Annotated in this window: 28 protein-coding genes, 3 pseudogenes and 1 riboswitch; of the genes and pseudogenes, 23 read left to right on the top strand and 8 right to left on the bottom strand. The window is 35.9% G+C overall.

The annotated features are described in order from the left end of the window. Positions 1-74: 74 nt before the first annotated feature. Positions 75-185, top strand: a riboswitch (TPP riboswitch). A gap of 82 nt (positions 186-267) precedes the next feature. The 4 genes from PQ477_RS10735 to PQ477_RS10750 are packed head-to-tail and all read left to right on the top strand — an operon-like array spanning position 268 to position 3,822. Then, positions 268-723 (top strand): nucleoside 2-deoxyribosyltransferase, encoded by a 456-nt coding sequence (locus PQ477_RS10735; protein ID WP_274271726.1) that lies wholly within the window; start codon positions 268-270, stop codon positions 721-723. Between the two features lie 12 nt (positions 724-735). Beyond that, positions 736-1,740 carry a thymidylate synthase gene (locus PQ477_RS10740; RefSeq protein ID WP_274271727.1) on the top strand — a complete coding sequence of 335 codons (1,005 nt, stop codon included), beginning with the start codon at positions 736-738 and terminating at the stop codon, positions 1,738-1,740. A 31-nt stretch (positions 1,741-1,771) separates the two neighbouring features. Next, positions 1,772-2,542 (top strand): class I SAM-dependent methyltransferase, encoded by a 771-nt coding sequence (locus PQ477_RS10745; RefSeq protein ID WP_274271728.1) that lies wholly within the window; start codon positions 1,772-1,774, stop codon positions 2,540-2,542. A 38-nt stretch (positions 2,543-2,580) separates the two neighbouring features. Then, positions 2,581-3,822 (top strand): HAD-IIA family hydrolase, encoded by a 1,242-nt coding sequence (locus tag PQ477_RS10750; RefSeq protein ID WP_060704119.1) that lies wholly within the window; start codon positions 2,581-2,583, stop codon positions 3,820-3,822. A 310-nt stretch (positions 3,823-4,132) separates the two neighbouring features. Here the strand turns inward: PQ477_RS10750 and bla are convergent, their stop codons facing one another. After that, positions 4,133-5,041, bottom strand: coding sequence for a class A beta-lactamase (bla, locus tag PQ477_RS10755; RefSeq protein WP_432813874.1), 909 nt, complete (start codon positions 5,039-5,041; stop codon positions 4,133-4,135). A gap of 124 nt (positions 5,042-5,165) precedes the next feature. Between bla and PQ477_RS10760 the strand changes: the two genes are divergently transcribed. Continuing rightward, a complete protein-coding gene (locus tag PQ477_RS10760) occupies positions 5,166-6,923 on the top strand; it encodes a BlaR1 family beta-lactam sensor/signal transducer (protein WP_274271732.1) in 1,758 nt (585 codons plus the stop codon). After that, positions 6,916-7,293: a penicillinase repressor BlaI gene (blaI, locus tag PQ477_RS10765; RefSeq protein ID WP_274271733.1), complete on the top strand. Its 378-nt coding sequence runs from the start codon at positions 6,916-6,918 to the stop codon at positions 7,291-7,293. Before PQ477_RS10760 ends, blaI begins: the two co-directional genes overlap by 8 nt. 152 nt (positions 7,294-7,445) lie before the next feature. Here the strand turns inward: blaI and PQ477_RS10770 are convergent, their stop codons facing one another. Beyond that, positions 7,446-7,646 carry a hypothetical protein gene (locus PQ477_RS10770; protein WP_274271735.1) on the bottom strand — a complete coding sequence of 67 codons (201 nt, stop codon included), beginning with the start codon at positions 7,644-7,646 and terminating at the stop codon, positions 7,446-7,448. Between the two features lie 213 nt (positions 7,647-7,859). Here PQ477_RS10770 and PQ477_RS10775 point away from each other — a divergent pair, with 213 nt between their 5' ends. The 6 genes from PQ477_RS10775 (at position 7,860) to PQ477_RS10800 (ending at position 12,805) form a co-directional block, all read left to right on the top strand. Then, positions 7,860-8,069: a hypothetical protein gene (locus PQ477_RS10775; protein ID WP_274271736.1), complete on the top strand. Its 210-nt coding sequence runs from the start codon at positions 7,860-7,862 to the stop codon at positions 8,067-8,069. Positions 8,070-8,285: 216 nt separating this feature from the next. Further along, positions 8,286-8,645 carry a hypothetical protein gene (locus tag PQ477_RS10780; RefSeq protein ID WP_274271737.1) on the top strand — a complete coding sequence of 120 codons (360 nt, stop codon included), beginning with the start codon at positions 8,286-8,288 and terminating at the stop codon, positions 8,643-8,645. 70 nt (positions 8,646-8,715) lie between these two features. Beyond that, entirely contained in the window at positions 8,716-8,964 is a 249-nt protein-coding gene (locus PQ477_RS10785; protein WP_274271738.1) for a hypothetical protein, read from the top strand. 341 nt (positions 8,965-9,305) lie between these two features. Then, the gene (locus PQ477_RS10790; protein WP_274271739.1) at positions 9,306-9,668 is read left to right on the top strand and encodes a hypothetical protein; all 363 of its coding nucleotides are present in this window, start codon (positions 9,306-9,308) and stop codon (positions 9,666-9,668) included. Positions 9,669-9,737: 69 nt separating this feature from the next. After that, the gene (locus PQ477_RS10795; protein WP_274271740.1) at positions 9,738-9,986 is read left to right on the top strand and encodes a hypothetical protein; all 249 of its coding nucleotides are present in this window, start codon (positions 9,738-9,740) and stop codon (positions 9,984-9,986) included. 500 nt (positions 9,987-10,486) lie between these two features. Next, positions 10,487-12,805, top strand: coding sequence for a glycoside hydrolase domain-containing protein (locus tag PQ477_RS10800; RefSeq protein ID WP_274271741.1), 2,319 nt, complete (start codon positions 10,487-10,489; stop codon positions 12,803-12,805). A gap of 868 nt (positions 12,806-13,673) precedes the next feature. Here the strand turns inward: PQ477_RS10800 and PQ477_RS20920 are convergent. The 3 genes and pseudogenes from PQ477_RS20920 to PQ477_RS10815 all read right to left on the bottom strand — a co-directional run. Beyond that, positions 13,674-13,781 (bottom strand): annotated as a pseudogene (locus PQ477_RS20920) (helix-turn-helix domain-containing protein); the annotation flags it as partial. 28 nt (positions 13,782-13,809) lie between these two features. Beyond that, positions 13,810-14,667 carry a hypothetical protein gene (locus PQ477_RS10810; RefSeq protein WP_274271742.1) on the bottom strand — a complete coding sequence of 286 codons (858 nt, stop codon included), beginning with the start codon at positions 14,665-14,667 and terminating at the stop codon, positions 13,810-13,812. 331 nt (positions 14,668-14,998) lie between these two features. Then, positions 14,999-15,127 (bottom strand): hypothetical protein, encoded by a 129-nt coding sequence (locus PQ477_RS10815; RefSeq protein ID WP_274271743.1) that lies wholly within the window; start codon positions 15,125-15,127, stop codon positions 14,999-15,001. 301 nt (positions 15,128-15,428) lie between these two features. Here PQ477_RS10815 and PQ477_RS10820 point away from each other — a divergent pair, with 301 nt between their 5' ends. The 4 genes and pseudogenes from PQ477_RS10820 (at position 15,429) to PQ477_RS10835 (ending at position 17,586) form a co-directional block, all read left to right on the top strand. Further along, complete coding sequence (locus PQ477_RS10820; protein ID WP_274271744.1) at positions 15,429-15,812, top strand: DUF722 domain-containing protein; 384 nt, start codon at positions 15,429-15,431, stop codon at positions 15,810-15,812. A 93-nt stretch (positions 15,813-15,905) separates the two neighbouring features. Then, positions 15,906-16,340, top strand: coding sequence for a phage holin family protein (locus tag PQ477_RS10825; RefSeq protein WP_274271745.1), 435 nt, complete (start codon positions 15,906-15,908; stop codon positions 16,338-16,340). 9 nt (positions 16,341-16,349) lie between these two features. After that, a pseudogene (locus PQ477_RS10830) lies at positions 16,350-16,637 on the top strand (peptidoglycan recognition protein family protein); the annotation flags it as partial. A 94-nt stretch (positions 16,638-16,731) separates the two neighbouring features. Then, the gene (locus tag PQ477_RS10835; RefSeq protein ID WP_274271746.1) at positions 16,732-17,586 is read left to right on the top strand and encodes a GIY-YIG nuclease family protein; all 855 of its coding nucleotides are present in this window, start codon (positions 16,732-16,734) and stop codon (positions 17,584-17,586) included. Between the two features lie 58 nt (positions 17,587-17,644). Here PQ477_RS10835 and PQ477_RS10840 read toward each other — a convergent pair whose 3' ends face one another. Continuing rightward, positions 17,645-18,355 (bottom strand): ComEA family DNA-binding protein, encoded by a 711-nt coding sequence (locus PQ477_RS10840; RefSeq protein ID WP_274271747.1) that lies wholly within the window; start codon positions 18,353-18,355, stop codon positions 17,645-17,647. Between the two features lie 155 nt (positions 18,356-18,510). Here PQ477_RS10840 and PQ477_RS10845 point away from each other — a divergent pair, with 155 nt between their 5' ends. Beyond that, positions 18,511-19,689, top strand: a complete 1,179-nt coding sequence (locus tag PQ477_RS10845) for an HNH endonuclease (RefSeq protein ID WP_274271748.1) — start codon at positions 18,511-18,513, stop codon at positions 19,687-19,689. Positions 19,690-19,691: 2 nt separating this feature from the next. Here PQ477_RS10845 and PQ477_RS10850 read toward each other — a convergent pair whose 3' ends face one another. Continuing rightward, positions 19,692-19,898 carry a helix-turn-helix domain-containing protein gene (locus PQ477_RS10850; RefSeq protein WP_038476737.1) on the bottom strand — a complete coding sequence of 69 codons (207 nt, stop codon included), beginning with the start codon at positions 19,896-19,898 and terminating at the stop codon, positions 19,692-19,694. 101 nt (positions 19,899-19,999) lie between these two features. On the opposite strand from PQ477_RS10850, the gene PQ477_RS10855 reads away from it, so the two are divergent. Beyond that, entirely contained in the window at positions 20,000-20,677 is a 678-nt protein-coding gene (locus PQ477_RS10855) for an inositol monophosphatase family protein (protein ID WP_274271750.1), read from the top strand. Between the two features lie 553 nt (positions 20,678-21,230). Beyond that, a pseudogene (locus PQ477_RS10860) lies at positions 21,231-22,315 on the top strand (IS3 family transposase). 77 nt (positions 22,316-22,392) lie between these two features. Here PQ477_RS10860 and PQ477_RS20925 read toward each other — a convergent pair. Further along, positions 22,393-22,794, bottom strand: a complete 402-nt coding sequence (locus tag PQ477_RS20925) for a DUF5391 family protein (protein ID WP_432813875.1) — start codon at positions 22,792-22,794, stop codon at positions 22,393-22,395. A gap of 93 nt (positions 22,795-22,887) precedes the next feature. On the opposite strand from PQ477_RS20925, the gene PQ477_RS10865 reads away from it, so the two are divergent. The 4 genes from PQ477_RS10865 to PQ477_RS10880 all read left to right on the top strand — a co-directional run bounded on the left by PQ477_RS10865 (position 22,888) and on the right by PQ477_RS10880 (position 26,642). Then, positions 22,888-23,643: a 4'-phosphopantetheinyl transferase family protein gene (locus PQ477_RS10865; protein ID WP_274271752.1), complete on the top strand. Its 756-nt coding sequence runs from the start codon at positions 22,888-22,890 to the stop codon at positions 23,641-23,643. A gap of 460 nt (positions 23,644-24,103) precedes the next feature. After that, positions 24,104-25,036 carry an ABC transporter ATP-binding protein gene (locus PQ477_RS10870; RefSeq protein WP_274271753.1) on the top strand — a complete coding sequence of 311 codons (933 nt, stop codon included), beginning with the start codon at positions 24,104-24,106 and terminating at the stop codon, positions 25,034-25,036. A gap of 3 nt (positions 25,037-25,039) precedes the next feature. Beyond that, on the top strand, positions 25,040-25,771 hold the full coding sequence (locus tag PQ477_RS10875) for an ABC transporter permease (RefSeq protein WP_274271754.1): 732 nt from the start codon (positions 25,040-25,042) through the stop codon (positions 25,769-25,771). A gap of 19 nt (positions 25,772-25,790) precedes the next feature. After that, a complete protein-coding gene (locus tag PQ477_RS10880) occupies positions 25,791-26,642 on the top strand; it encodes a 3-hydroxyacyl-CoA dehydrogenase family protein (RefSeq protein ID WP_274271755.1) in 852 nt (283 codons plus the stop codon). Positions 26,643-26,658 lie beyond the last annotated feature (16 nt).

A 26,658-nucleotide genomic window follows, 5' to 3' on the forward strand; every position in this document is an offset into this window, starting at 1 on the left:
TCGTAGATTCTTCAATTTATTTATGTTACTCTTTAGATGAAAGGGAATATTATTAATTTTTTATACAATAGAATAACTATTACTAGGGGTGCTTTTGTGTTAAAAGCTGAGAAAAGGCTAAAAGTCTTTAACTCTTTGAACCTGATCTGGTTTATACCAGCGGAGGGAAGTGTTGAGCATCAAAATTTTTTGAATGCTATTATTTGTTAACAAAAAACCACTTCCAATTCTGGAGTGGTTTTTATTTTATAGGAGGAGTGATAAGGAATGAGTCAAGGTAAAAAAATGTTTCTAGCGGGTCCCTTTAAAAGTTTGGTTAATTCAAATACAGGCATAATGGGTAAGCATGAAAAACAAAAATTAATAAATTTAATATCCTTTTTTGAAACAAGGGGTTTTTCAGTCCATAATGCACACAAACGCGAAGGTTGGGGGAAAGATTTCATGACGCCTGAAGAATGTACGGAAATTGATTTCAAAGAAATTAGTGCATGTGATCTTTTTGTTGCTTTCCCAGGAGCACCAGCTTCTCCAGGCACGCATATAGAAATTGGTTGGGCTTCCGCTTTAAACAAACCAATTGTTCTATTGTTAGAAGAAGAAAAAGACTATGCCTTTTTAATAAATGGTTTGGGTACGATCGCAAATGTAACGTTTATCCGTTTTCGAACAGAAGAAGATTATTTCAGTCAACTTGATAAGGTGTATTTGCAAATCGTTTAGGAGGTATTAGATATGCATTTCAATAACTTTCATGAAGCCTATATCGAAACACTATATGAAACCTATCACCATCCTCAATTTTTTAACGCACCACGCGGTAACCACAGCCGTGAAAAACTCAATCATCATTTGAGTATTGAAAACCCTGTAGAACGTATTTGTTATTTAGCAAGTCGAAAGACGAATATTGTATTTAATTTTGCGGAAGTGTTATGGTACTTATCTGCAAATAATGGTGTTGATTTTATTAGCTACTATAATAAGAAAATGAGCCAGTATTCAATGAATGGAAAGGTATTGACAGGTACAGCGTATGGACCGAAGATATTTGAATTTGGGAATGCGAAAGTGAATCAATGGAAGCAAATAAAAGATTTATTAACCTATGAGGACGTTGATTCAAAACGAGCATTTTTGCAGATCTTTGACGCGACTGAACTTATGGTTCCCGAGAACATTGATGTTTCTTGTACAGTAGGATTACAATTTTTTGTAAGAGAAAATAAACTATATATGGCGTCTTTTATGCGTGCAAATGATGCTTTCCGTGGAATCGTTAGTGATCTTTTTTCTTTTACTTTGATTCAAGAATTAATGGCAAGAGAGCTTCAACTAGATTTAGGTACATACTTTCATAATGTCGGTTCCATCCATGTCTATCAATCGGATAACGAATGGACTGAAAGGGTACTCCAAGAAGCGAAGTCTAACGTTCAAAAAATGAAGCCACAGTTTCAGTTTCCTACCATGCCTTTAACAGATAATTGGTCAGCAATTGAAACTGTATTAAACTATGAATCTTTATTAAGACAAGACCTAATTACATTGTCTTGCTCAGATATTGAACAACTGGATATAGCGGATTATTGGAAACAAGTTCTTTATCTTTTTAGTTTATATCAGTACATCGCTTATAAGCGAACAATTGATTTCTCTTTGTTTCGTCATTTACTACCGGTTTATCAACATTTAATGATGAATAAATGGCCCTCGTATTTCAAGACAAAAATAGAATAGATCAATTGGTATAGAGGAGGAAGGGTTGCTTATGGGAAAGACTTCTTTTAAAGAAGGTATGGTTGCGAATCAATTTGATGCGTACAATGACATTCTTGAACAAACGTTAGGGTTTCGTTTTGTTTTCCAAGCCCTTATTGAAAATCCAGATAGTAAAACTATACTTGACTATGGGTGTGGACCAGGGAAAGTCGCTTATAGATTGGCTGAGCGTACGGATCTAAATATTATTGCTGTAGACGAATCAAAAGAAATGCTCGAGATTGCTTTTGAAAAACGAGATCATCCAAAGATTGACTACCGTTTAATTCAAGATGATCGTTTATCTTTCATTAAGGACAACTCAGTGGATGGAGCGATTGCCTGTTATGTTTTCATAAATACAGAAAAGAAAGATCGAATTCAGCGCATTATGAAAGAGATTTATCGGGTTCTAAAACCTCAATCCCCTTTTGTCATTTTAGATACGAATCCTGACTCAACTGGTATCGCGTTTTCAACCTTTCAAAATGGTCTATCAGGAAAAAAGTATAGTTATGGAGAAGCGCGACAAGAATGGCTACACATCGAGAATCAAGATGACCTGATTTTAAATGATTTTCACTGGCCAAAGTCAATGTATCAAGAACTTCTTAAAAAAGTAGGGTTTCAGGAAATCGAACAAATCGAACCAACATTGCGAGATATTCCCGCTGAGGAATTACAGATGATTGAACAAAAGCATACATTTAACCAATGGAAAAATGAATGGGACTCCCCTCCCTTCGTTCTGTATCGATCAATAAAACCAGCACAAGAGTAAATCGTGAAGTTTCTTAGCTGTTCAAAGGAGAGGATCGTATGATTGTTGATGAATTTGATGTATTTTTCTTTGATTTAGATGGAGTGATATATATAGGGTCCGAACCACTTCCAGAAGCAGTAGAAACACTGGAACGTCTTCGGCGGGATCGAAAGATGATTCGTTTTCTAACAAATGATCCCTGTACAACACGAAAAAAAACAGTAAGTCGGTTAAATCGTTTAGGAATAGAGGCAAGTGACGAAGAAGTGATTACATCAGGTTGGGCGACTGCGCAATATTTACAGAAAGAAAAGATTAGAACGGCACTTGTTTTAGGCGATGAACATTTAAAATGGGAGTGTCAACAGGTTGGTATTACGATTGACGTCCAAGATACCGTTGATGCCGTTGTTGTCGGGTGGGATGGTGATGTGTCTTTTCATGACATCCAATTAGCAGCGCGGTGCATTCATAAAGGTGCAACATTTGTTGCGACCAATCCAGATAGAACCTATCCGACTCCGGAAGGTCCGTTACCTGCAGTTGGAGCTATGGTAGAAGCCATTCGCGTATCAACAGAGAAGAGGCCTATCATTGTAGGAAAACCATACCCTTATATGTTTGAAAAAGCGATGGCCGATTTCTCTTCATCCGATAGAATAGTAATGGTTGGTGATAATCCATATACTGACGTGTTAGGAGCACATCAGTCAGGGATACCAACCATTTTAATATCAGATCAAGAGACAACTAAATTTCCGTCTGCTAGAGATTTCCGAAATCCTGATGTGACGATACCGAATTTAAAATGTTTATTTGATCGTAAGATTGAAATTAAGCATTGGATTTCTCCTTCCTTTTCTTGGCCAGATCATATAAAAGCGGGAGTAGCGGGCATTATTTTTGATGAGAAGCAGCGCGTTCTCCTCATGAAGCGTGCCGATAACGGTTTATGGGGAATTCCTTCAGGTCATGTCGAACCAGGAGAAACTGTTGAAGAGGCGATCATTAGAGAAATTAGGGAAGAAACGGGTTTACAAGTTAAAGTGAGTCGATTAATTGGTGTTTATTCTGACCCAGCTTCACAAATCTTTGAATACCCCAACGGAAAGGTGAGTCACTTTATTACAAATTGTTTTGAATGTGAAGTTGTGGGAGGGAATTTAATTAAGGGAAATGAAGAAACATTAGATGTGCGTTACTTTGATTGCAATCAGTTACCTGAAGATCTTTTGCTGATGCATCCAAGATGGCTTGAAGATGCATTAGAAGAAAGACAGCTGTCTTATATACGTTAAGAAACGCAAAGCTTTGGGATGCTAGAAATTGGACTGGATAGTGATAGAATATCCTAAGGTTAATTAAGTGAACTAAGTAGGGATATCTTTCATTATCAAACAAAAGTTGCCGATTTTTAGTCAAGCATAACAAACGAGATTTGTAATGGATCGAATGACACACATTCTTATGAAGTACCTTTTGGGAAAATACAGTGTTGATAAAACACGCCATCAACAGGCGTGTTTTTTCAATGATTTAACGTTTTCTCGTTCATTTAAAAGCGGAGTAGGACTGGTTCGCTGGACAACAAACAAGTTAAGCTAACTCTTAAGGCGTTTGGCTTGCTCCATACTCGAAATCGTCCATCAGCATGCGCAAGGCAGCTTCAGTCGCTTCGGCAATGAGCGCATCATCGGACTCAGCATCTGCTTGTTCCTTGCTTGATAACACAGCGATTACAATTGGATCTTCATCTGGTGGCCAAATAATGCCGATGTCGTTTCGTGTTCCGTAGGAAGCAGAGCCGGTTTTATCGCCGACAAGCCAACCTTCAGGAACACCGGAACGGATGAGTGCATCGCCTGTGGTGTTATGAATCAGCCAGTCGTTTAACAGCGTTTGTTTTTCTTCGTCAAGTGCATCTCCAAGTGAAAAGGCATAGAGGCTTTCCGCAAGAGCCTTAGCTGTGCTTGTATCGCGTGTTTCTCCAGGTTTAACATCATTTAGTTCCGTCTCCATTCGTTCTGGTTCCGTCACTTCATCTCCGATTTCTCGGAGTGCCTCTTTAAACCCTGATGGACCGCCAATTTCATTGAAAATAAGATTAGCCGCTGTATTGTCGCTGTAGCGAATCGAGGCATCGCTTATTTCGTGTAGACTCATACCCGTCTCCACATGCTGCTCAGTAATCGGACTATATGTAACAAGGTCAGCTTCGGAAAACAGGATCTGCGTGTCTAACTCGTCAAGGGAAAGCTGTTGTAACAGCACGCCAACCGCCAACGCTTTGTGGGTCGAAGCATAGGCAAAGCGTTCATCCTCGTTGTATGCGATGGTCTGTCCATTACCCGTATCAAGTGCATACACGCCTAAGCGTGCATCATAGTGATCTTCAAGCACGGAAAATACTGCTGCACTGTTCTCGTCATCTGGTTGCTGTTGCTCGGTTGTCTCAGGTGTTCCGCAGGCAGCTAATACGGTTAATGTAAAAATGGCTCCATATCTCTTCAATGTCAATCAACCTTTCGTTATTAAGATTACAACTGTAGTCAATATTACAAATGTAATCTAATTCTGTCAAACGATTTTTATTCGTGGTATGATAAACGAAAAACGAAACAAGTGGAGGAGCGTATAACGAATGCTAGTGACACTTCTAGTGCTAACGTTGCTCATTAGCGCACTTTTTCTCGTTCGTCAGGGTATGAAACTAGTGCGACTACCGGCCATTTGGTTGGATCGTTTCTGGTCTCTTCTCTTTGTAGTACTTTTGCTCCCATTTCTTCCCCTTCAAGCCGTTCCTTTTTTTGCTGGAGAGACGAGGGGAGTAGAGCAACGTCCTCAACTTCCTGGAGAAGCGCAACTGACAGAAGCAACAAACATGACGATTTCTGACTTTAGCGTGTCTGTTACTAGGTTTGATTTAGGCTGGCTTGAGTCTGGTTTATTCGTGGTTTGGCTTGGAGGAATCGGATTTGGGTTGTGTCTTATTTTCCAATCCCTCTTTAAGCTAAAAACAATAATTGCTAAGGCGAGAGCTGTAAAGGACTCACGGTTAACGATCGCTTATGACGCCTGTGTCAAGGAGCTAGGACTTAAAAAGAAACCACGCCTATTGGAGTCAGGCTCAATCGAGTCACCCGTAACATGCGGAATTCTCCGTCCTTATCTCCTTGTTCCGGAAGGTTTGTATAATCTTTTTTCTACCGATGAGATTCGTTACATGTTCCTGCATGAACTAAAGCATCATCAGCTGCACCATCCTCGGATAAATGCGACCGCGCTCTTACTCCAAATGGTTTATTGGTTTCACCCGCTCGTCTGGCTCGCACGAAAAAAGATGGTAATGGACCGAGAGCTTGCCTGTGACGCAGCTGTTATTGAAACAATCGGCATGTGCGAGCGCAAAGCTTACGGGAGGACGCTGCTTCAGTTCATTGAGAAAAAACAATCCCATTCGTCGCTTGAACTCGGTGTTGGCGGGACGAAGAAACAGATTGAGACACGCATTTATTCTCTTATTCACTACCGCAGTTCTTCTAAAAAAGATACGGTCAAAGGTAGTCTTATTTACACGCTCGTAGTGTTGTTCATTGTCCTGCAGACGCCATGGCTTGCTCTAGGAGAGGTAGAGGAGCAAAGATATTCATTTGATCACTCAAATGCCAGCTATGAGGAGCTGTCTTCCTTTTTTGCTGATCATGATGGAAGCTTTGTGCTCTACAGCGCTAGAGAGAATCATTATTTCATTCATAATCGAGCCGGAAGTGAGCAACGCTATTCACCGAACTCCACATTTAAGATTTATAGTGCCTTGATCGGGCTTGAAGAAGGCATCGTTCAGCCAGATACCGTCCTCGCTTGGGACGGGACAGCACATGATTACCCTGAATGGAACCAGCAACAAACCCTCAATAGCGCGATGCAGTATTCGGTTAACTGGTATTTTGAAAAAATAGAAGCAGACATGTCACTTAACCAGATGATGACTTATATCAACGAGTTGAATTACGGCAACAAATCGATTGAGGGGCCGACGCCAGTTTGGCTCGAATCTTCGTTAACCATTTCTCCGGTTGAGCAAGTTGATTTGCTACATCGGTTGTATAGCAAAGAACTTCCGTTTCAAGGGGAATCCGTCATGGCGGTTAAAGACGCGCTCTTGCTTGAGCAAACGGGTGAAACCGCATTTTATGGCAAAACAGGGACTGGTGTGGTGAATGAACGGGCTGTGAACGGTTGGTTTGTGGGTTTTGTGGAAACGACAGACGATACGCTGTTTTTTGCCACGCATCTAGCTGGTGATGAAGAGGCCACGGGACAAAGTGCGGCTGATATAACCCGAGCCATTTTAGTAGATAAAGGAATTCTAACAGGGGGGATTGGAGTAAATGAGTAAAAACATGCCGAGCATTTCAGATGCAGAGTGGGAAGTGATGAAGGTACTCTGGAAAAATCCGCCGAAAAGTGCACGTCAAGTCGTGACAGAGCTCAAGGCGCTCGTTGACTGGAAGCCCAAAACAATCCGCACGCATCTTGACCGTTTAACCAAAAAAGAGATTATCAAAGTGAATCGAGATGAGCGACTTTACACGTTTACACCACTTTTTTCAGAAGATGAGTGTAAGCGGGCAGAAACCAATTCGTTTATTAAACGTGTTCATGACGGCACAACAAAATCGATGATGCTACAATTCATTGAAGACGAAACCCTCACAAAAGAAGATCTACAGGATCTTCGATCCTTGCTTGATGAAAAGCTAGATTAAAGAAAGAGCTGCAAAGGTAGAAGCATCTGCCTTTGCTTTTACCAATGGAGGATAGCACCAATCCATCCGCGTCAATTTTATAGCGTAAAGACGGTAAAGTGTATGAATACGTAAAAAAAACCAACCAATCGGTTGGTATCAATCGTACTCATTTATTTCTCTAAAAATTTCTTACCTCTGTTTTTGTCAACGGCTAAACGCAATAAAACGAAAAGGACACCAACACCAATCCCAATAACGGTATAAGCCATAATGTTTCCAACTGTATACTCATCAGAAACTAGAAAACCAACACCGGTAAATACAATAGCAAATGCAACAAGTAATACGGTGATTTTCACACCAGCGTTCATCTGGAACACCCTTCCATTTGTAACCTTATAATGATAGATTCCCAATAGTCGCAAAATGAAACATAAGGGGAGTATTCCCCTTATGTTTATGAGCAGCGCTCGTCGTCTGTACCCATGCATGTAATGTGCTACAAGCTGATCCTGTAATAAGTGCTGCAACACCTAAAAGGTTTGGCGAGCTCCAAAGTTGGAATTGTACTGGTGACACCTGCAATGTTGAAATGGATTCGTGCAGAGGGCGTCGCTGAAGAGGAACTTTCCGCTGTTCTTTCTCGTGAGCAGCTCATACCCATAGTGCACTATACAACTTATGAAGCTCTCCGAGATGTCAGTCCGTTACTCATGTCTAGAAGTGGTCTAGACACCGCTGAAGAACCGTTAGCGGATCTTGCTGTTAAACTTGCAGAGCTTGTTGAATTGTAAGAATTTTTTCTGGCATTTAGTGCAGCTAGTCAGTGAAAACCTGTCCAATAAGGGCAGGTTTTTTATTAGTGTTTTTGAAAACATATGGCTCCGAGCAATCATTTCAATTAAAAATATCTTGTACTTTTATTAGACGAATAACTGTTCATTATTAACTAAAATTAAATTAAATAAATCACAACGATTTATTAATTCTACTAAAAGGAGCAAGCGACTATGGCAACTATTTATCGATCTTACCGACGTCCTGATCCAGTAAGACCAGGACAAACGAATACCATTAGTACTGCTATTACTTACGGCGTTTCTTCGCACAACAACATTCCTGTTTCAGTATACGATTGCAAATACTGTTACGCAACTTGCGCAAGCGTAAATATACGATTGCAACGAATGGTAACATCTGCGGTGTATGAAACTGTCGGTTTGAGGTTAAACCGACGGGTTTGCGTTGCGCAGTTTTCTACACGAGTCGATGAGACGTTCACAAATGTACGAAAATCAAGCGCACCTATGCGTGTTCTCTGGACGATAGATGGTACTAACGAAACATCTCCAATTTTTTATCACGCTTAACCTTCATCTAATCAAAGACCATTATCTTTGAATAAGGAAAATAACTATTAATGATCAAGGAGGAAAAAATATGATTACTTTTAAAAAACAAGGTGACAAAAATATTCTTATGATTGAACAAGAAGAGGTCGTAGTTGATAAAGTGAAGATTTTGGAAGGTCAATTCTTAGCTATCGTCAGTTATTTGGATGAAGAAGATAATTTCCAAGAGGCTGAACTATTTTATCACTTGGATGAAAATGAAGTGAACGAATTCCTTGAGTCAATCGAAGAAGGGGTTCAACACAAGTATCAATTAAGCGAAGACCTTTTTAAATAAGTTCTAAATTAACAATTAAAGGTAGCCGATAGGCTACCTTTATTGGTTTTTCGATGGTGCAGGAATTGTCAGGCTCTCTCAGTCATGAATAGACTTAGTACAGTGTCACGTTGGGTTTGATAAAGCTCGTACCTAATTAATGAAACTATTTGAAACTACATATTAAAAAAGAATCTAGCGATTACCTGTTCCAACAGCTTTATTATTCTTATAGGACCAGCAATAATTCCGGTTAAAAACATTTTGTACTTTTATTAGATGAATAACTGTTCATTATTAACTAAAATTAACTTAAATAAATCACAACGATTTATTAATTCTACTAAAAGGAGTAAGCGATTATGGCAACTATTTATCGAACTTATCAACGCCGAATGCATGGAGGTGTTGAATTAAAACCTATTGAAACAGCTATTACCTATGCAATTTCCTCACACAACAATATACCAGTTTCAGTGTACAATTGCGGACCATGTTACGCTTCTTGTGGAACCGTAGATATTCGATTACAACGTATGGTGACGTCTGCAGTTTATGAAACAGTCGGAACAAGGTTAAACAGAAGGTATGGAGACACACGTATTTGCCCTGCTAGAAGTGTTGAAGAAACCTTCACAAATGTACGAAAATCAAGCGCACCTATGCGCGTTCTCTGGACGTTAGAAGGTATCAACGAAACATCTCCAACTTTTTATCACGCTTAATTTTCATCTAATTAAGATCACTATCTTTGAACAAGAAAAATAACTATTAATGAACCAGGAGGAAAAATAATGATTACTTTTAAAAAACAAGTTGACAAAAATATTCTTATGATTGAACAAGAAGAGGTCGTAGTTGATAAAAAGAAAGTTTCAGAAGGTCAATTCTTAGGTATTGTAAGTTATTTGGATAAACAAGAAAATTTCCAAGAAGCTGAGCTGTTTTATCATTTTGACGAAAATGAAGTGAATGAATTCCTTGAGTCAATCGAGGAAGGGGTTCAACAAAAGTATCAATTAAGCGAAGATCTTTTTAAATAAGTTTTAAATTCCAATTAGAGGTAACCTTATAGGTTACCTCTAATTGTTTCGATGTTACTTCTCTGGGAGAGTTTCTACTAAACGCTCAATGTTAAGTGTTGCTTCAATTATATATTTATAAGCTCTTTCCGAATGTGGAACCAATGTTGGAGGTCGAAACCGAATCCCTATGGATTTACGATAAGTCTTATTGGAATAGCGGATACAAAAAAGTAAATAAAGGTGAGTATTTACTTTAAACAAAGAATTGATTGTAAACGAATCAAAGATGTATCAATTATGTAACTACTTGGGATCAATAATCGTGTACTTTTCTTGTACGATCTTAAACTAAATATAGCTTAGTATTTAATTATTAAGTAAGAAGGAGTGAATAAACATGACTGATTATGTAACTCAAACAAATTATAAGAAATCCATCTTATAATGCTAAGTAACGTTTTTTTCTGTATATAATTTGCGAATACAAGAAGCTTAAGTTACACATAGGAGGTTACATTATGGATGAAATGGTTTTACAAGTCCAAAAGTGGTTAAACGTTAGTTATAGTTTTCGACCAAATTGGGGAGGACAAGTTCCTGAAAATGGACGTACTGGATGGTCAACTATGTATGGATTAACAAGGGCACTACAACTTGAGATCGGGATCGCTAATCCAGTTAACTCTTTTGGGCCAGCTACCTTAGCGGCATGTCCGACTTTACGAAAGGGTGATAATAATCATGTCGATTCCATAATCGTCATGATTCTTCAAGGAGCTATGTGGTGCAAAGGATACAGCCCTGGAGGTTTAACAGGAACATTCGGTCCTGGAACTGAAGATGGTGTCAAACAAATGCAAAGTGACGCTGGACTTACTCCAAATGGAATTGTTACACCGCGTGTTTTTCAGGCAATGTTAAATATGGACGCCTATAGATTAGTTAATAATGGCGATGAGAATATCCGATTAATTCAAAGAAATTTGAATGGAAACTACTATAATACAACAGCAATTCAACCTGCTGATGGTCATTATTCAAGAGACACAAATACAGCTCTAATCTATGGCTTGCAACTAGAAGCTAATGTTAGTGGAGCAAATGGTCACTTCGGTCTTGGTACAAGGGCCGCAACTCCAACAATTAGAATAGGTGACTCTCGAACAAACTTTGTTCAATTAATTCAATACTGTTTATATGTGAATAATTATAACCCTGGAAATTTTGGTGGGCGTTTTGATTCAACTATGGAAAATCAGGTTAAAGAATTTCAATCTTTCCACAAGTTACCTTCGGATGGTGTCGTCAATTTAAATACATGGATGTCGTTGCTTGTAAGTACAGGAAACCCTGATGTAAAAGGTTCAGGTATTGATACTTCTTACACTATTACTCCTGCTAGAGCACAAACCTTAGTCAACGATGGAAGACAGATAGTTGGGCGTTATTTAACAGGTTCTTTTGCACTATCATCGGCGGAGTTGAACACCATTTACGGATCAGGTCTTAGAGTTTTTCCGATCTATCAACGATTTGCAGATCATGCGGAATGGTTTTCTTATAATCAGGGCATTATTGATGCGAGAGATGCGATACAAGCAGCAACAACTCTACAGTTTTCTTATAATACAATTATTTATTTTGCAATTGATTTCGATGTGTCATTGCAACAAATAAACAATCTCATAATTCCTTATTTTACGGGTGTACATGAAGAGATAGATCGGTACCATGCAATGGGAGTTTCCTATAGAATTGGTGTCTACGGGCCTAGATATGCATGTACAGTTTTATCAGAAAGAGGATTAACCACTTCTAGTTTTGTAAGCGGTATGTCGACAGGTTTTTTCGGTAATAAAGGACACGTGTTGCCTGAAGACTGGGCTTTTAACCAAGTCAAAGAACACTCAATTGGATCTGGTGCAGGGCTATTAGATATCGATAATTTAATTGTCTCAGGTCGGGACCAAGGAGTATCTTCAAAAGATAATAGTGTCACTACTCCAAATATAGGAGACTATGTTTCCGAAAATGCTCCATTTATGAATAAGTTAAATGAATTATTTAACTTCGCATACGAACGATCAGATGGTGACAATCGAATTGCTAGCATATTGACTCTGAATTATTTACGAAGCGAAAATTATAATTCAACTGTTTGGATTCCTATTGCCGGTGCTATTGATTCAAACTTTGTAGAAGAAGCAGAACAAAGATTTGGCAAACCTTCAGACTTCCCAATTTTATACGATCCAATTACGGGGACTGATATGGATTTTATGCACATGTCAGCAACCTTAAATGCAATACTTTTCCAAAAAACTTTTACAATTGGAGATTTAGCCTCAAAACTCTCTGATTTCGCGGGATGGTTAGGCGATTTAATTACAGTAATAGATGATGCAAAACGTGCATTTGAACAAGGTCGGTTTAATTCCTTATATGATGCTGCTTACTATTATATCGGGCATACATCAGATTCAGCGGGGACATTTCCATTAGAAGATTTATTAGGAGATATGGATGCAATTAATATTGGTAGAGCATTAGATCTTAATGATACCAACGCTAACGTTTATGAGGAAATGAACACTTACTATCGTTTAGGGTTTCGTCGAAGATTCAAACAAGCTGCACATAATCGTTTTGAATATAACCGAGAAGAGATTTATAATGAAGCTTATCGACTATTGACTACTTTAAACCCATTGATTTCTACACCACGTACTTTATTCAGACAAGCTTTCAATGTGGATTCATTTTCAAATGAGGAAGCAGAAAATGTAGCAAAAGCATTTAGAGACGTTTGTTCAGAGTGGTTAGATAAAGAAGATTAATAATAACGACCACGATATATATCGTGGTCGTTATTTCATAGCATCCAATCAGACAGCCATAAGATCCTAACAATACTAAATGACTAAACTAGAACGAGGGCTGTTTGAAATACCCTAACAGGATTAAGTTTTTGCTTCCTCTCGGAAATACAATATGAACAAATAAAATCTAAAAAAGGCACATTAAAGATCTTTTTTATTCCTACTGGCAGCTGATTTACAATCTCTCACGATAACTCTTTATTCATAAGTATACGATTTTGAAAAAAGAACTAAATTTCCCTGTCGAGGTCAAGAACAAAAGTTTTCAGACTCTTAAAAATCATGGTTCTAAGAACGCACCCAAAGCAAATAATACCATTAGTAGAATCCAAAATAACCACGTTAATGATAAGGGAATTATTAGCAACAACATAAACAATCTGTGATAACGATTGGAATTAAAGAATATACTAATGGAAATTAGTGGGGTTAAGAACAAATAGATAGCTGCTACTACACCAAAAAATTGTTGCGAAAAAAAATAAAAGTTATAGGGAATAACAATTAACACTAATAGTACAATTAATAATAAGAGATTTACTTTTTCGCTCTTTTCGGTTTTTAGTAATTGCTTCAATAAATCCAATTTATTGCTCAATTCCTTTCTCTCTTTAACACTTAGTTTTCAACTTGAAAAACGTTTTCTCTAAATAAATTGTTTTTCTTATATATTATAATGCTAGTATCAGTAATAATCATAACATTTGATTACACCCACTTACATGCTGTTTCTGTAATCGGTTTTGTGAAATTAGAAATAGTTGCTTGTAACTAACATAACTAAACTAATTGTAAAATCTCGTATTTCCTTCTTCTTTGATTCAAATCTATCTAGAAAACGATATATAATCGTTCGTGAAACGCCCCACATTTTAGCAATATCTTTTATCGGCGTGCCATTTGAAACGAGAGTCTTCAACATTTCAATATCTTTATTAGGCTACCTCTGAATTGTCTCGATTTTATTTATCTGGGAGAGTTTCTACTAGACGCTCAATGTTAAGCGTTGCTTTAAATACATACTTATAAGCTTCTTCATAATCATGGTAACTTATGGAATCAGCAACTTGTAGATACTGTCTTGTTTCAGATGACCATAAATGTAATTCTTGATATTTTTTTAGATAAGGTTCTATATAATCCAGTTGTGCTTCAATACGATCAATTGTAGCTTGTAAAGCTCCCCAACCTTTTGGTAAACCACTCTCTTCTTGATTGACCGTATAGAATGAGTCATCATTTAAATATGTATGTTCTTCCTCCGTTAACTCTTCTCCAAGTGAGTCTACTCGCTCACCGTTAGGAGATACGAAACCGTCGGTATATAATTCTTTAACAATACTCATGAACAAACCGACAGCTTGGGTTTCAAAAGGTTGTATAGGATCAAGTGTGTTTGAATCAAATCCAAAAATATTGGTACTCGTTGCCATATTGGTATCCTCATCAAAAATGAGAAAGTTCTTGTAATAGATCTCACTTTCTGAAAAATCATAATCAAGATCTACTTCTCCATCTTGCTCATAGTACTCCCTTGCCTCATCAAGGCTTAAGCGACCTTCTTCTGGTAGCTTAAATGTATGGAAAAACGTTTCAATATTAGTGTAATCCTCTTGATTTAATTGAGATTCTAAACTATATAAATCTCGTTCGACATGATCCCAATCGTACTCATAACCAATGGTAATTGAATCCTCGCTTGAATGATCGGCTGTTGATGCTGTATGATCTGATGTCTCACTATCTTCGGTATTTATGCTTTCATTTGAACAACCTGAGATAAAGAACAGCAATGGAACAAATATATATCTATATTTCATATTTAAGTCACCTTCCTGTCATTTAAATATTTCCAACTTTAAGTGATTCATCTACGTCTACTTCACAGTCATATCTTCTTTCTCCAACAGACCCTACTTCTTCAACACTTACCCTTTTTAAAATGTTGCCGTCCTTCGTGTTTAGCGTAACCTCAATCCCTAACTGATCTTCATCAACAAAATAAAAGCCTGGGGTGTCTTATAATTCGGCTACCATTTGATTATTGCAATTTGGCCCCTTGTATTCATATTCCTTTGGTATAAAGCGTTCTTTGATCTCGTTTAAAGCTTCTTCGAGTGATTCGAGAGAGGTAATTTCAGCACGTACAGTTCACGCTCTATATTCCTCATCATAATCCACAAATGCAACATTTAAATTATTGCTTAAAAAATACGCAGTTGGGTAACTTTGTGATTCATTCAATTCATAATCACCATATAAATCTTCAAAATCATCCAAGGAATCTCCTATTCTTGCTGAATCGTTAAAGATACATCCACTAAGAGTTATCATTAAAACGGACAGATAACCAACAAGATGAATTCTGATAATAAAACCTCCTTACCTATCACTTTTCAATTTATTAGTAATATAACATACAAGTAGACGCTTTAACATTGTGAAAAAATTGTATTTTATTTAAGGGTTATTTTGATAATTTATTAGTACAATCTCATTAGGTAATAGGTTGAGATTTTAGTAATTTATAATTAAAATAAGAACATATGATCTTATTTAATATTTCATTGGAGGCGATTTGATGTATTCGACAAAATTGAGGCAAGCAACTATGAAACATATTGAAAACGAAATCAAAGTGATTAAAGAAACGGAGCATGAGATTGCCTATATGATATGGAACGGATTCTTAGATGAAAATTTTGCTCATGAAAACACAAAAAAAATGACTATGGCGTTCGTCAATAAAAGAATAAGGAAAATGGAGGACATTGTCTCTGTTATAAAAAAAACTTACGATGAGTCTTCGGAAGAACAGCAACAAGTAATCAAATTAAGATATTGGAGCAATAAAAGCTTAACTTGGGATGGAATTGCATTAGAATTAAATATGCATAGAAATACTGCAATCAATTATAAAAACGACTTTATTATATTAGTCGCTAAACGATTGGGTTGGATGTAATGTGAAATTCTTGTACAAATAAAGGTAGTTTTTCACTTAATGTTAAAGAGAGCTAGCGAGGCTAGGTCTCTTTTCTTTAAGGAGTGATATTACTTGGAAAGCGTATTTAAGGTTATTTTTAGCTTACTAGCAACAGTTTTTACGTTTTGGACAGGAGAGTGGGATGTATTGATTCAATATTTGTTAATATTCGTAATTATTGATTATATAACAGGGATGGTTAAAGCGTATAAGACTCAGCAATTATCAAGTAATGTGGGGTGGAAAGGGTTAATAAAAAAAATTACTATTTTCATTGTAATAGGAATTGCACACACTTTAGACATCTTGCTAATAGAAAGTTCAATTAACGAATTGAACGGTCAGGCTCTACCTACTCTAAGAACTTTGGTTATATGGGCTTATATCATTAATGAAATCCTTTCAATTCTTGAAAATATTGATGAGAGCGGTATTTATATACCCCCATTTCTCAAAAGGCTTCTTCGTCATTTAGAAAGAAATACTGAAAATAAATTTAAAGAGTAGGTGTTGAAAATGAAATTAGAAAAAGAGTTTATTCCATTAAGTAACAGTAATCGTCCTGGTACCATTATAAATCCTTCATATATTACCATACACGAAACAGCAAATACTTCAGTCGGTGCGAATGCTCAAATACATAGTAGCTATGTGAAAGGAGTGGACGCTCAAAACAGGCAAGTTTCTTGGCACATAACTGTTGATGATACTCAGGCTATTCAACACTTACCACTAAATGAAATGGGTTGGCATGCGGGACTGTGCGGAAACAAACAATCTATTGGTATTGAAATTTGTGTTAACCGAATGGAACGCTAGAGAATGATTTTTCTGTAAATATATAGTGATGAGAACCGATAAACAGGGTAGAGGATACGAAGAAAGGACTGCACCCGACATGCCAAATGAACGAACAGCGATGATGTATTTTCCAGATTCGAACCACGCATCTTCTTTAAAAGTGGTACAGGAGCCAACAAGCCAAATTCGCGGCTTTTACTTCAAAAAGAGCCTTTTAGCAGAAGTAGAGAAACTTGAGCACGCCAACAACTATGCTGTTTATTTTCTTATCTCGGATGTCGAAGAACCAAGTATCTACATTGGCCAGTCGATACATGGCATCAAACGATTAAAAGAACACTTAAAGCAAAAAGACTTTTGGCAGTTTGGCATTTTATTTGTTACCGACAATAATAGCTTCGATAAACAACTTATTGATTTTCTTGAATATGAATTTATCCAGCGCTTTAACGCTTCGACTTATATTGTAGAGAACCGGGATATGCGCATTAACAAACCGAATGTTAATTGGTATATGGCAGCGGCAATGAACACATTTGCTGGGCAAATTACCTTCTTACTAGAAGCATTAGGCGTGACAATAAAACAAGCAAAGCAAGTAGAGTCGTATGAAGGAGAACGAACCTATTACCGAGCCGAAAAAAACCACCCTGCTACCATCTATCTTCACGATGGACAATTTGTGATTACAAAGGGCTCTACCGTCCTATTTCCACAAGAAAAATTGAAACACTATAAAGACGAAGGAAAACTCTATCAGAAATTACAAGCGAAAATAAACCAACTAATTCAAGCAAACCAAGCCGATCCTATTGATGATAAATCCGCTCGCCTAACAGAAGACATCGTGTGTCCAAGTCCTAGCTATGCGGCAGACTTATGTAGCGGTGCGTCAAAAAATGGGTGGGAATATTGGCAAGGATTAAAGGAAGAGCGGGAAAGGTTAGGGTGAACACCTCTATTCGAGCCCTTCCCAACTATTAAGTCCATTGATGCTATTTTTCAATTATTTATTCGAAGCAAACCTTTCCTTCAGATTCAATTGCTTGCGCATGTTTATCGCCAATGCCTGAAATTCGTTTCATATCATTGTACGAAGAAAACGGTCTAAGCTGCATAATTTGACTTGCCCGATCCGGACCGATTTGGTAAATCCCTTGTACCTCTGCTTCAGAAGCAGTGTTAATATGAATGGACCCAGCAGGGCAGCTATGATTGCTTTCTTCGGAACTAGATTCTGAAGTAGAGGCAGTGACCGTTTTCGATTTGGCCGTTTCTAATTCGTCTTTAAGTGTAGAAACTTCCTCCTCTAACTTCGAGATGGTTGCTTCATTGTTTGAAAGACTGTCACTTTTTTCGGTGATTTGTTCATTGAGGGAAGAGATTTCGTTTTTGTACTCTTCTTCTATTTGATCTCGTAGATCTTCTTCAAATGAATCAAGTTGCTCTTCCATTTCTTCAATATGTAAAGATAATTCATCAATTTCTTCATCTTTTTCGACTATTGTTGCTTCAAGTTCTTCGATTAATGCTTGAGCTTCATCTAGTTCACTATCTTGGGCTGAAGCTTGTTCGCCTTCAGCGCAAGCGGATAAAGTAATTGCCATAGCGATTGCGATTAAAGCATAAGGTGCTTTCTTATGTCTTGTGGTATGTTGAAAAAAAGTAAACATATAAATAATACCTGCGAGTAAGACCATTGTTGCTAGTGCGATATTCATAGTAAACCTCCTAAAATGATGTATGCTATAATTATACTAATAACAAAGACCTAAGTCACGGATGTTTTCTATTAATTAATAATAGATAGACATTTGTGTTTATTTTGCTTTTTATTTAGCTTATAGCTAAAAGTTAATCTAAAAGGAGTTATTTAATGAAACGTACTTACTTAGAACTAGTTCCAGGCTTAGAAGTTACAAATAGTGAAATTAGTGCCTTGTTTGGTTGCGCCAATCAAGGAGGGATGAGACGCTCGTTAAAGACAAATACGCTAGTGCTTATTTCTGATAAAACCAAGCTTTACCAAGATCGAGAAAAAGACGGTGTTTTTTATTATACGGTCATGGGAAAGCTGGGAGACCAGGGCTTAACATTTCAACAGAACAAAACGTTGGCGAAATCCAACGAAAACAATGTATCTGTTCATCTATTTGTTGCATACAAAAAACGAATTTACACGTATAGAGGTCAATATGAATTAATAAACGAACCACTTCAAGAACACCAATTAGATGAAGAAAAAAATAATCGGTTTGTTTGGGTACTCCCTTTAAGAAAACGTTTGAATGATATTGATAAAAGTAGTTATACATACGGCCAATCGCAGAAGTTAGGCAATCATGACTCATGGGATCTTCATCATAATGTTGCAGTAAAAACAGCCGACCAATCGACCTTTGAATACGGTGAAACCGTCATACCTAAGCGTATACGTCCTTTCTTTAAGTCGACAAATCTCAAAGAAGGTGAAGAAAAAGAAATTACATTAATCTATCAAGAGTATATCTTTTCTGCAAAGGTTCAAGCGAGTGGCTCTCCACGTCATCGATTGAGATGGGAGAAACGGTTTACTCTGCTAATAAACGAATACGCAAATAGAGTTCAAGGTGAGGTTAAAATCTATTTCATATATGACGATGAAGAAACCTACAAAGTAATCTTATCTCGTAAAGACATAATGGATACGGTACATACTGATGTGATAGCAGAAGAATTAGAACAATATGGCGCTAGGACAGAGGGGAGAATTACTAGTTATTATGGGAAGAAATATGAGCGTGACCCAATTAATCGTGAGTTGGCCATACAAATCCACGGTGTAACCTGTGCTGCTTGTAATTTTAACTTTGAGCAAAAATATTGTGAAAGAGGCAGAGATTTTATTGAAATTCATCATATAAAGCCGTTAAGTTCTCTTGGTGGGAGTACAGAGATAAATCCTAAAGAAGACCTGGTTCCACTGTGTGCAAACTGTCATCGAATGGTTCATAGACGAAAAGATCACGTACTAACTATGGAAGAGTTAAAAGAAATTCTTCAGAAAGAGAATTAGAATTACTTAAACCTTAAAATTTCATTCATATCATCTATGTCTAAAGCTTCAGCAATCTTTTCTATATGTTCTAACTGAATCCGTTCGCGCTTCCCATTAGCTAATTCACTAAGCGTAGCGCGGCGAATTCCTGTTTTTAAATGAAGTGCATGAATAGTTAATTCGTGTTTATGGAGTAATTCATTAAGTGCTATTTCAACTTTTGGCATGTTAATCACCCAGCTTTCTAAAGTACTTGATGTACTTATAAGCGTACGTTATAATATATCCAAAAGTTGTACGTATATACGTACGAATATGAGGTGATCTTTTGCCAAACCGTAGAAGTACCATTTTCGCCATTGTCAAAGAAATTTCAGGCACAAATAGTCCCTTATTTTCATCAATATCAATGAAGAATATACAAAAAGAGATATACTCATTTATTCACGAAAGAATGACTACTACATATTCTGGTGAAATCTTTTGTTATTCAGGTCAAAAGATTCCAAGCTATAATGAGAATCCAATTTGGTTAATTTCCATTAATCTGTATAAAATGAATCAACTAACGAACAACTTTTGCTTGTCCATAGCAATCATTGAGAATAATACTCTGATTCAAGGTTGTGTTTATGATTATCGATTAAACAACCTTTATTACGCAGAAAAAAAGAAAGGTGCTTTCCTAAATGGACAGCCCATCTATCGTGACGAATTAATACGTTTAAAAGAAGCGGAAATTCGAATACATTCCTCATTTCTGCAGAAAGAACAGCCTTTAAATCCTTCTTATCAACGTGTAAGGATGGCAGAGCTTCCTACTGCTTTAGAGACGTGTTCAGTTGCAGAGGGGGATGCGGATATATTTATGACTATGAATCAGATTCCTCACGAATTTGCTGCTGCAAGCTTAATTGCAAAAGAGGCTGGGGTGGATGTAATGACGTTAGAAGGGCAAGAGTTATGTTGGAATAAAGTTTCTAGTGTATGGTGTGGTGTTGTTTAGATACGTTAAGATCTGTAGGTAGGTTATATTTAGAAGAAAACTTGTTGTTTCATTTTAAGAAAAGGAGAATTGATATTTTCTTTCTAGTCCTGATACTGTAAACAAAAAAACCAAACGACTTTTTCCGCTTTTTAAGACGGTCTTTTTACATTTCTAACGTGTATTAATTTGAAGGTAATCAATCATAGTTGAATTAGATGTTAGAAGCGTAAATTTTTATATAACCTTTTAGAATTGATGGAAATAATGAACTAGAGCATACAATATTTAAAGGAACAGAGTATCAATTAGTAATGGGGAAAAGTGTCAGACTAAATTCGATGGGATACCACAAGTAAAAGTAGCCGAAACTCTTCCGACCGAGTATAGCGACAACTTGATGGTCATTCAAGATCTTAAGAGTTAATAGAAAATAAGAGGTGTCTTTATTTTATTTTAAAGATTTAAACAAATATTAAATTTTAATTTAGTAAATCTGGATAGGCTACTCTGAGTTGGACAGATTTTTTAAGGTCAATTAGACTAAAAGCAATATACTTGAGGAGAATCTATGATGACCAAAAGAAAACGTCGAACGTTTAACGAGGAATTCAAAAAACAAATGGTGCGGCTTTACCAATCAGGAAAACCACGGAAGGAAATCATTCGGGAGTATGACTTAACGCCTTTTACGTTTGATAAGTGGATGAACCAATATGAAAACTCAGGATCATTTGAAGAAAAGGACAACCTTACAGAAGAACAAAAAGAGTTACGCGCACTTCGCAAACGAAATCAACAGCTTGAAATGGAAAATGATATGCAAGACTTGCCGCACTGATCATGGGACGAAAGTAAATGTGATTCGTCAAAACGCTCACAAGTACTCGGTATCAGCAATGTGCATCGTCCTCAACATCCCAAGAAGCGTTTATTACCACGAAAAAAACGAGAAATCCAACGATAGTGTCCTTTCAAAAGAGATAAATACGGATCTTTCAAGAAAGTCGACAAACGTATGACACAAGAAGAATTAAACACAAGTTGAAAGAATGCGGACACGTCGTGTCCAGACGCCTAATTACCCGTATTATAAAAGATTTATACAGTTGCTCAGTTCAAACCAATTAAAACCGCTTGTAATGAATCAGAAGTTGGGAATACATTAAATCGAATTCAAACAAGACAGAGAACTGAAGGTAATCGTGAGCGATTTAACCTACGTTCGTGTCCAACAAAAATGGCATTACATCTGTTTATTAATTGATTTATTTAATCGAGAAATCATTGGGTTTAGTGCTGGAGCCCATAAAAACGCCAAACTTGTTCAACGTGCCTTCGCATCTGTACAAGTAAATCTCAATCAACTAGAATGCTTTCACACAGATCGCAGAAGCGAGTTTAACTAAGTTGATTGATGATGCGCTAGATGCTTTTGAGATTAAGCGCTCATTGAGTAACAAAAGAAACCCTATGACAATGCCGTAGCTGAAACGATTTTAAAAAAATTAAAACCGAGTTCGTTCGCGGAAATGTTTTTATAGCCAACACGAACGTGATGTAGAACAATTTGATTATGTCCATTGGTACAATCATATTCGAGTTCACGGGTCCCTTGGATATGACACACTAACTGAATATAAAATAGTAGACCTTTAAAAGTGTCCGATTTACTGTTGCCATTCCAGGATGCAATTGAAAAGTTAGGGTGTCTAAGTCTCTCATTTTACTTTAAATTAATTTTTTTCAAAAGCTATTACACACCAGATTGAGTTTATTATTATAAGTATAATACTTCCTATAATAACACTGATGTTAGCAAAATTACTATAAAAATCAGTCAAAAAATAACTAAAAGCAATAGTTGATAATAGTATTAATATGCTCAGAATTAAACCTATGATACAAAAAAGACTTAAAATATAAAAAACTTTTTCATGACCTATTATATATAAAATTAAAGGGCTATAACAAAGAAAAATAACAAATAAAGTAGTCCACATCCCAACATCATTAAAGCTATAATATCCTCCTAGACTTAATACCTCCGAAAGTGACAACGACATAATTAATGAGGAAAAGACGACAAAAGATAATAAAGTAAAAATGATTATCTTTTTTCTGAAATGTAATTGCATATTGACTCCTTATAATTTAATTTTTATTTTTATCTTACTTGATATATTATATAATATAGTAATTTACCAATTTTCAGTAAGGGAGAATTTATATTGATTAAAGAAATTTCTACTCCAATTGGTCTATATCGCAAAGAAAAGTTTACTACAGAACAATCTTATTTCAAAAGTCATTTAGTAATAGGGTATTCTAAAACGAAAATATATTTGAATGATTACCTCAGTAAGCAAGAACATGAATCTTTGAAAGAGTTTAAGCATAGTAAAAGGCAATATGAATACTTAATAGGAAGGTATGTTGCTAAAAAGAGTATATTGCCATTTCTCCCTAATCATACTCCGAAAGATATAACAATAAAGAAAGGTATATTTGGCCAACCTATTGTTAGTTCCGTAATCAATTATGACAACTATCAATTAAGCCTAACCCATACAAGTAATTTTGCTGCCTCTCTTTCATATCCTGAGTTTCATCCAATGGGGATTGATCTTGAAGTTATAAATCCGAAGAATGATAAAATACTTAATAGAGTTTTAACCTATAAAGAAAAACTACTAATTGAAAAGATAAGTAGTAATGAATCAGAGGCACTGTCAATTATATGGACGGTTAAAGAATCAATCTCTAAGGTATTGCGAACAGGCTTAACAGTACCTTTAGATCTTTTAGCTATTAAAAATGTTAAGCAAGAAGAATTTCAGTACATATGTGAATTTGAAAACTTTCCTCAGTATAAAGCGGTTACTTGGATTTTCTCACCATTCATATTAACAATTTGTTTGCCTAAAAACACAATTATACAATTAGAAGACAGAAAAAAAATTAAACAATTTTTCAGCTTAAAATAAATATTTTACGCCACCCCTTTTTTAGTTCATGTACAGAATTTCAAACAGGATTTCTGTACTCCTCGTGTGTTTAATTAACATGCTTTAAACAGTAGTATACAGAAATTTCTAACATGAGGTAACATCTAAACAGATAATACACTTAATAATAAAAAAGATATACAAAAATATTCAAAGGCGTATTCCAATTTAATCATTATTAATCGTTTCAAAATAAACTTTTTTAAAAAAAGTTTCATTAAAAATTATTAATTACTATAATTATAATACTATAAACATTTATATATTTAGTCCCTTATGTAGTTGTTATTGGTATAAATTTATTATATTAGAATATGAATTTACGAATTTTTATAAATTTATTAAAAAATTGTACTTTTTTGTAATATCATGTATAATCTTTCCTATGCAACAAAAATAGTAAGAATTAAGTATTGTTAAAATTCAGTAGGAGGTTGTGATGGTTTTAGACGTACAAAATATAACTAAGGTATTTTTGGGGAAAAAGAAAACTAAGATTTACGCGAACGATGATATTAGTTTTAAAATTAATGAGGGCGAAATTTTTGGGCTAATGGGTCATAACGGTGCTGGAAAAACAACATTGGTTAATCAGATCATAGGTTCAACAAAACCAACAAGTGGAAATATATTTTTGAAAAATGAGAATGTACAAAAATCACCAACTAAAGCAAGAGGTATTTGTTCCGTACAGTCACAGTCACAGTTACCTTTGGGTTTTTTAACACCTGCTCAAGCCGTTTCAACAATGGGGAAAATGCGTTTAGCTAATAAAGAGGATGTTCAGAAAAGAATGAACTATTTATTTGACGCATTAGATATTGGCCAGTGGGCTAATACTGAGGGGATTCAACTTTCTGGGGGGATTAAACGACTGACCGCATTTTGTATGTCCGTCATTAGCCCAGGAGAATTAGTAATTTTAGACGAGCCAACAAATGATGTAGACCCTATGAGAAGACGCTATCTTTGGGATATAATACGTCAACTAACTAAAGATGGGACATCAGTTATTTTAGTAACACATAATGTCTTAGAAGCAGAAAAGGCAGTGGATAGGCTTGCTATATTACATAAAGGGAAATTTTTAGTTGAAGGAACACCCTCTCAAATAAAGAGTTCGGTGGATAATAAAATGAGATTGGAAGTTAATTTAATTAATGAAAATAGTTTAAATAATTTACCTGAATGGATAATAAATAAAAATACTGTAGGTAATAGATTAATAATGTCACTTGATTCAAATTCTGTCCCTTTAAGTATAGAGTGGGCAAGTGAACAGGTTAGACAGAATCACATTTTAGATTATACTCTTTCACCTACTACTCTAGAAGATGTTTATGTCGAACTTACAAGTGGGAAAGGAGAGTAAATAATGAAATTATACAAACAATTTAAATATGTTTTTCAAATGCAATTCCTTAGGAATTCAGGAAATCTAGTGTTTTTTGCAATAATACAAATAATGATATCTTTAGGAATTGTAATTGGTTTCACCTACCTTTTCGCAGACCCGGATTCAAATACTATATTATTTTTAGCTACGGGCGCTCCAACTTTGATTATGATAATTACTGGTTTAGTAATCCTTCCACAACAAATAGCTAATGCAAAATCTGAAGGTTATATTGATTTCGTACGTACATGGCCCGTGAATAGAGCGTTAATCCTCTCCGCGGATACGTTAACATGGCTTATTATCACAATACCTGGAATTGCTATTTCTACACTCTGTGCACATTTTATATTCGACCCTGGTTATTCAATATCTTGGACTGTAATACCAGCTCTACTATTAATCGCTTTGACTTCAATAGGTGTGGGTTACGGTTTTTCATATGCCTTACCGCCTCAAGCATCAGCAGCACTTTCACAGGTCTTAATTTTTGGTGCATTAATGTTCTCTCCTATTAATTTTCCAATGGACAGACTACCAGAGTGGTTACAATATTTACATCAGGTACTACCTCTATATTCTATGGCTGAAGTTATGAGAGCTTCAATGGCCTCAAATACGTTTACAGCCGATTTTATTCATTATGTTATTCTCACTATTTGGGGAATTATTGGATTTGGTGGCGCTATTTTAATCTTAAATAAAAAATAAAGAAAGGAATAGAGTAATCATGTCATTAGTAGGCGTTATAGGGGCCGGAGTTATGGGAGTGGATTTAGCAATTTCATTAGCCCAACATGGCCATAAGGTTTTGTTAAAAGACAATGATCCAGTTAAATTAAAAAGTGTTGAAGTAAGAATTAGAAAAAATATTAGAAGTTATAAAATGTTATCTAAAGAATATTATTCAGTAGTTCCAGATTCTATATTAGAAAAAATAACAGTTACAGATAACTATAATAACTTTGGAGAATGCTCATTTATTATAGAAAATACTTATGAGGAAATTAAGAATAAGATAACTGTTTTAGAGGAATTAAAAGAATATTGTAATGACGATTCCATAATTGGTATTAATACTAGTTGTATTTCAATAACTAAACTAGCTAAATATTTCAATAAACCGGACCACATAATTGGGACGCATTTTATGAATCCTGTGCCTTTGAAAGAAACAGTGGAAACAGTAAAAGGATATCATACATCACAAGAAACTATTGAAAAGACCACTTTATTTCTTCAGTCCATTAAAAAGAAGCCAATAGTAGTCGAAGATTCACCTGGATTCGTGGCAAATAGATTGTCTCATTTATTTATGAATGAGGCAGCCTATTTAGTCCAAGAAAAAATAGCCGACCCTTACCAAATAGATTTAATGTTTAAAAAAGGCTATGAACATAAATTAGGACCTTTAGAAACAATTGATCTTATCGGTCTAGATACTGTAGTAGATTCACTAAATGTGCTCTATTCTAGCTTACAAGATACCAAATTCAGGTGTTGTCCGTTACTTGTAAAAATGGTTAATGCTGGGTTATTAGGGAGAAAAGTGGGACAGGGTTTCTATAAATATTCATTGTAAAAAGGTAGGTGTTCTG

The sequence above is a fragment of the Shouchella hunanensis genome (assembly GCF_028735875.1).
Lineage (GTDB): Bacteria > Bacillota > Bacilli > Bacillales > Bacillaceae_D > Shouchella > Shouchella hunanensis.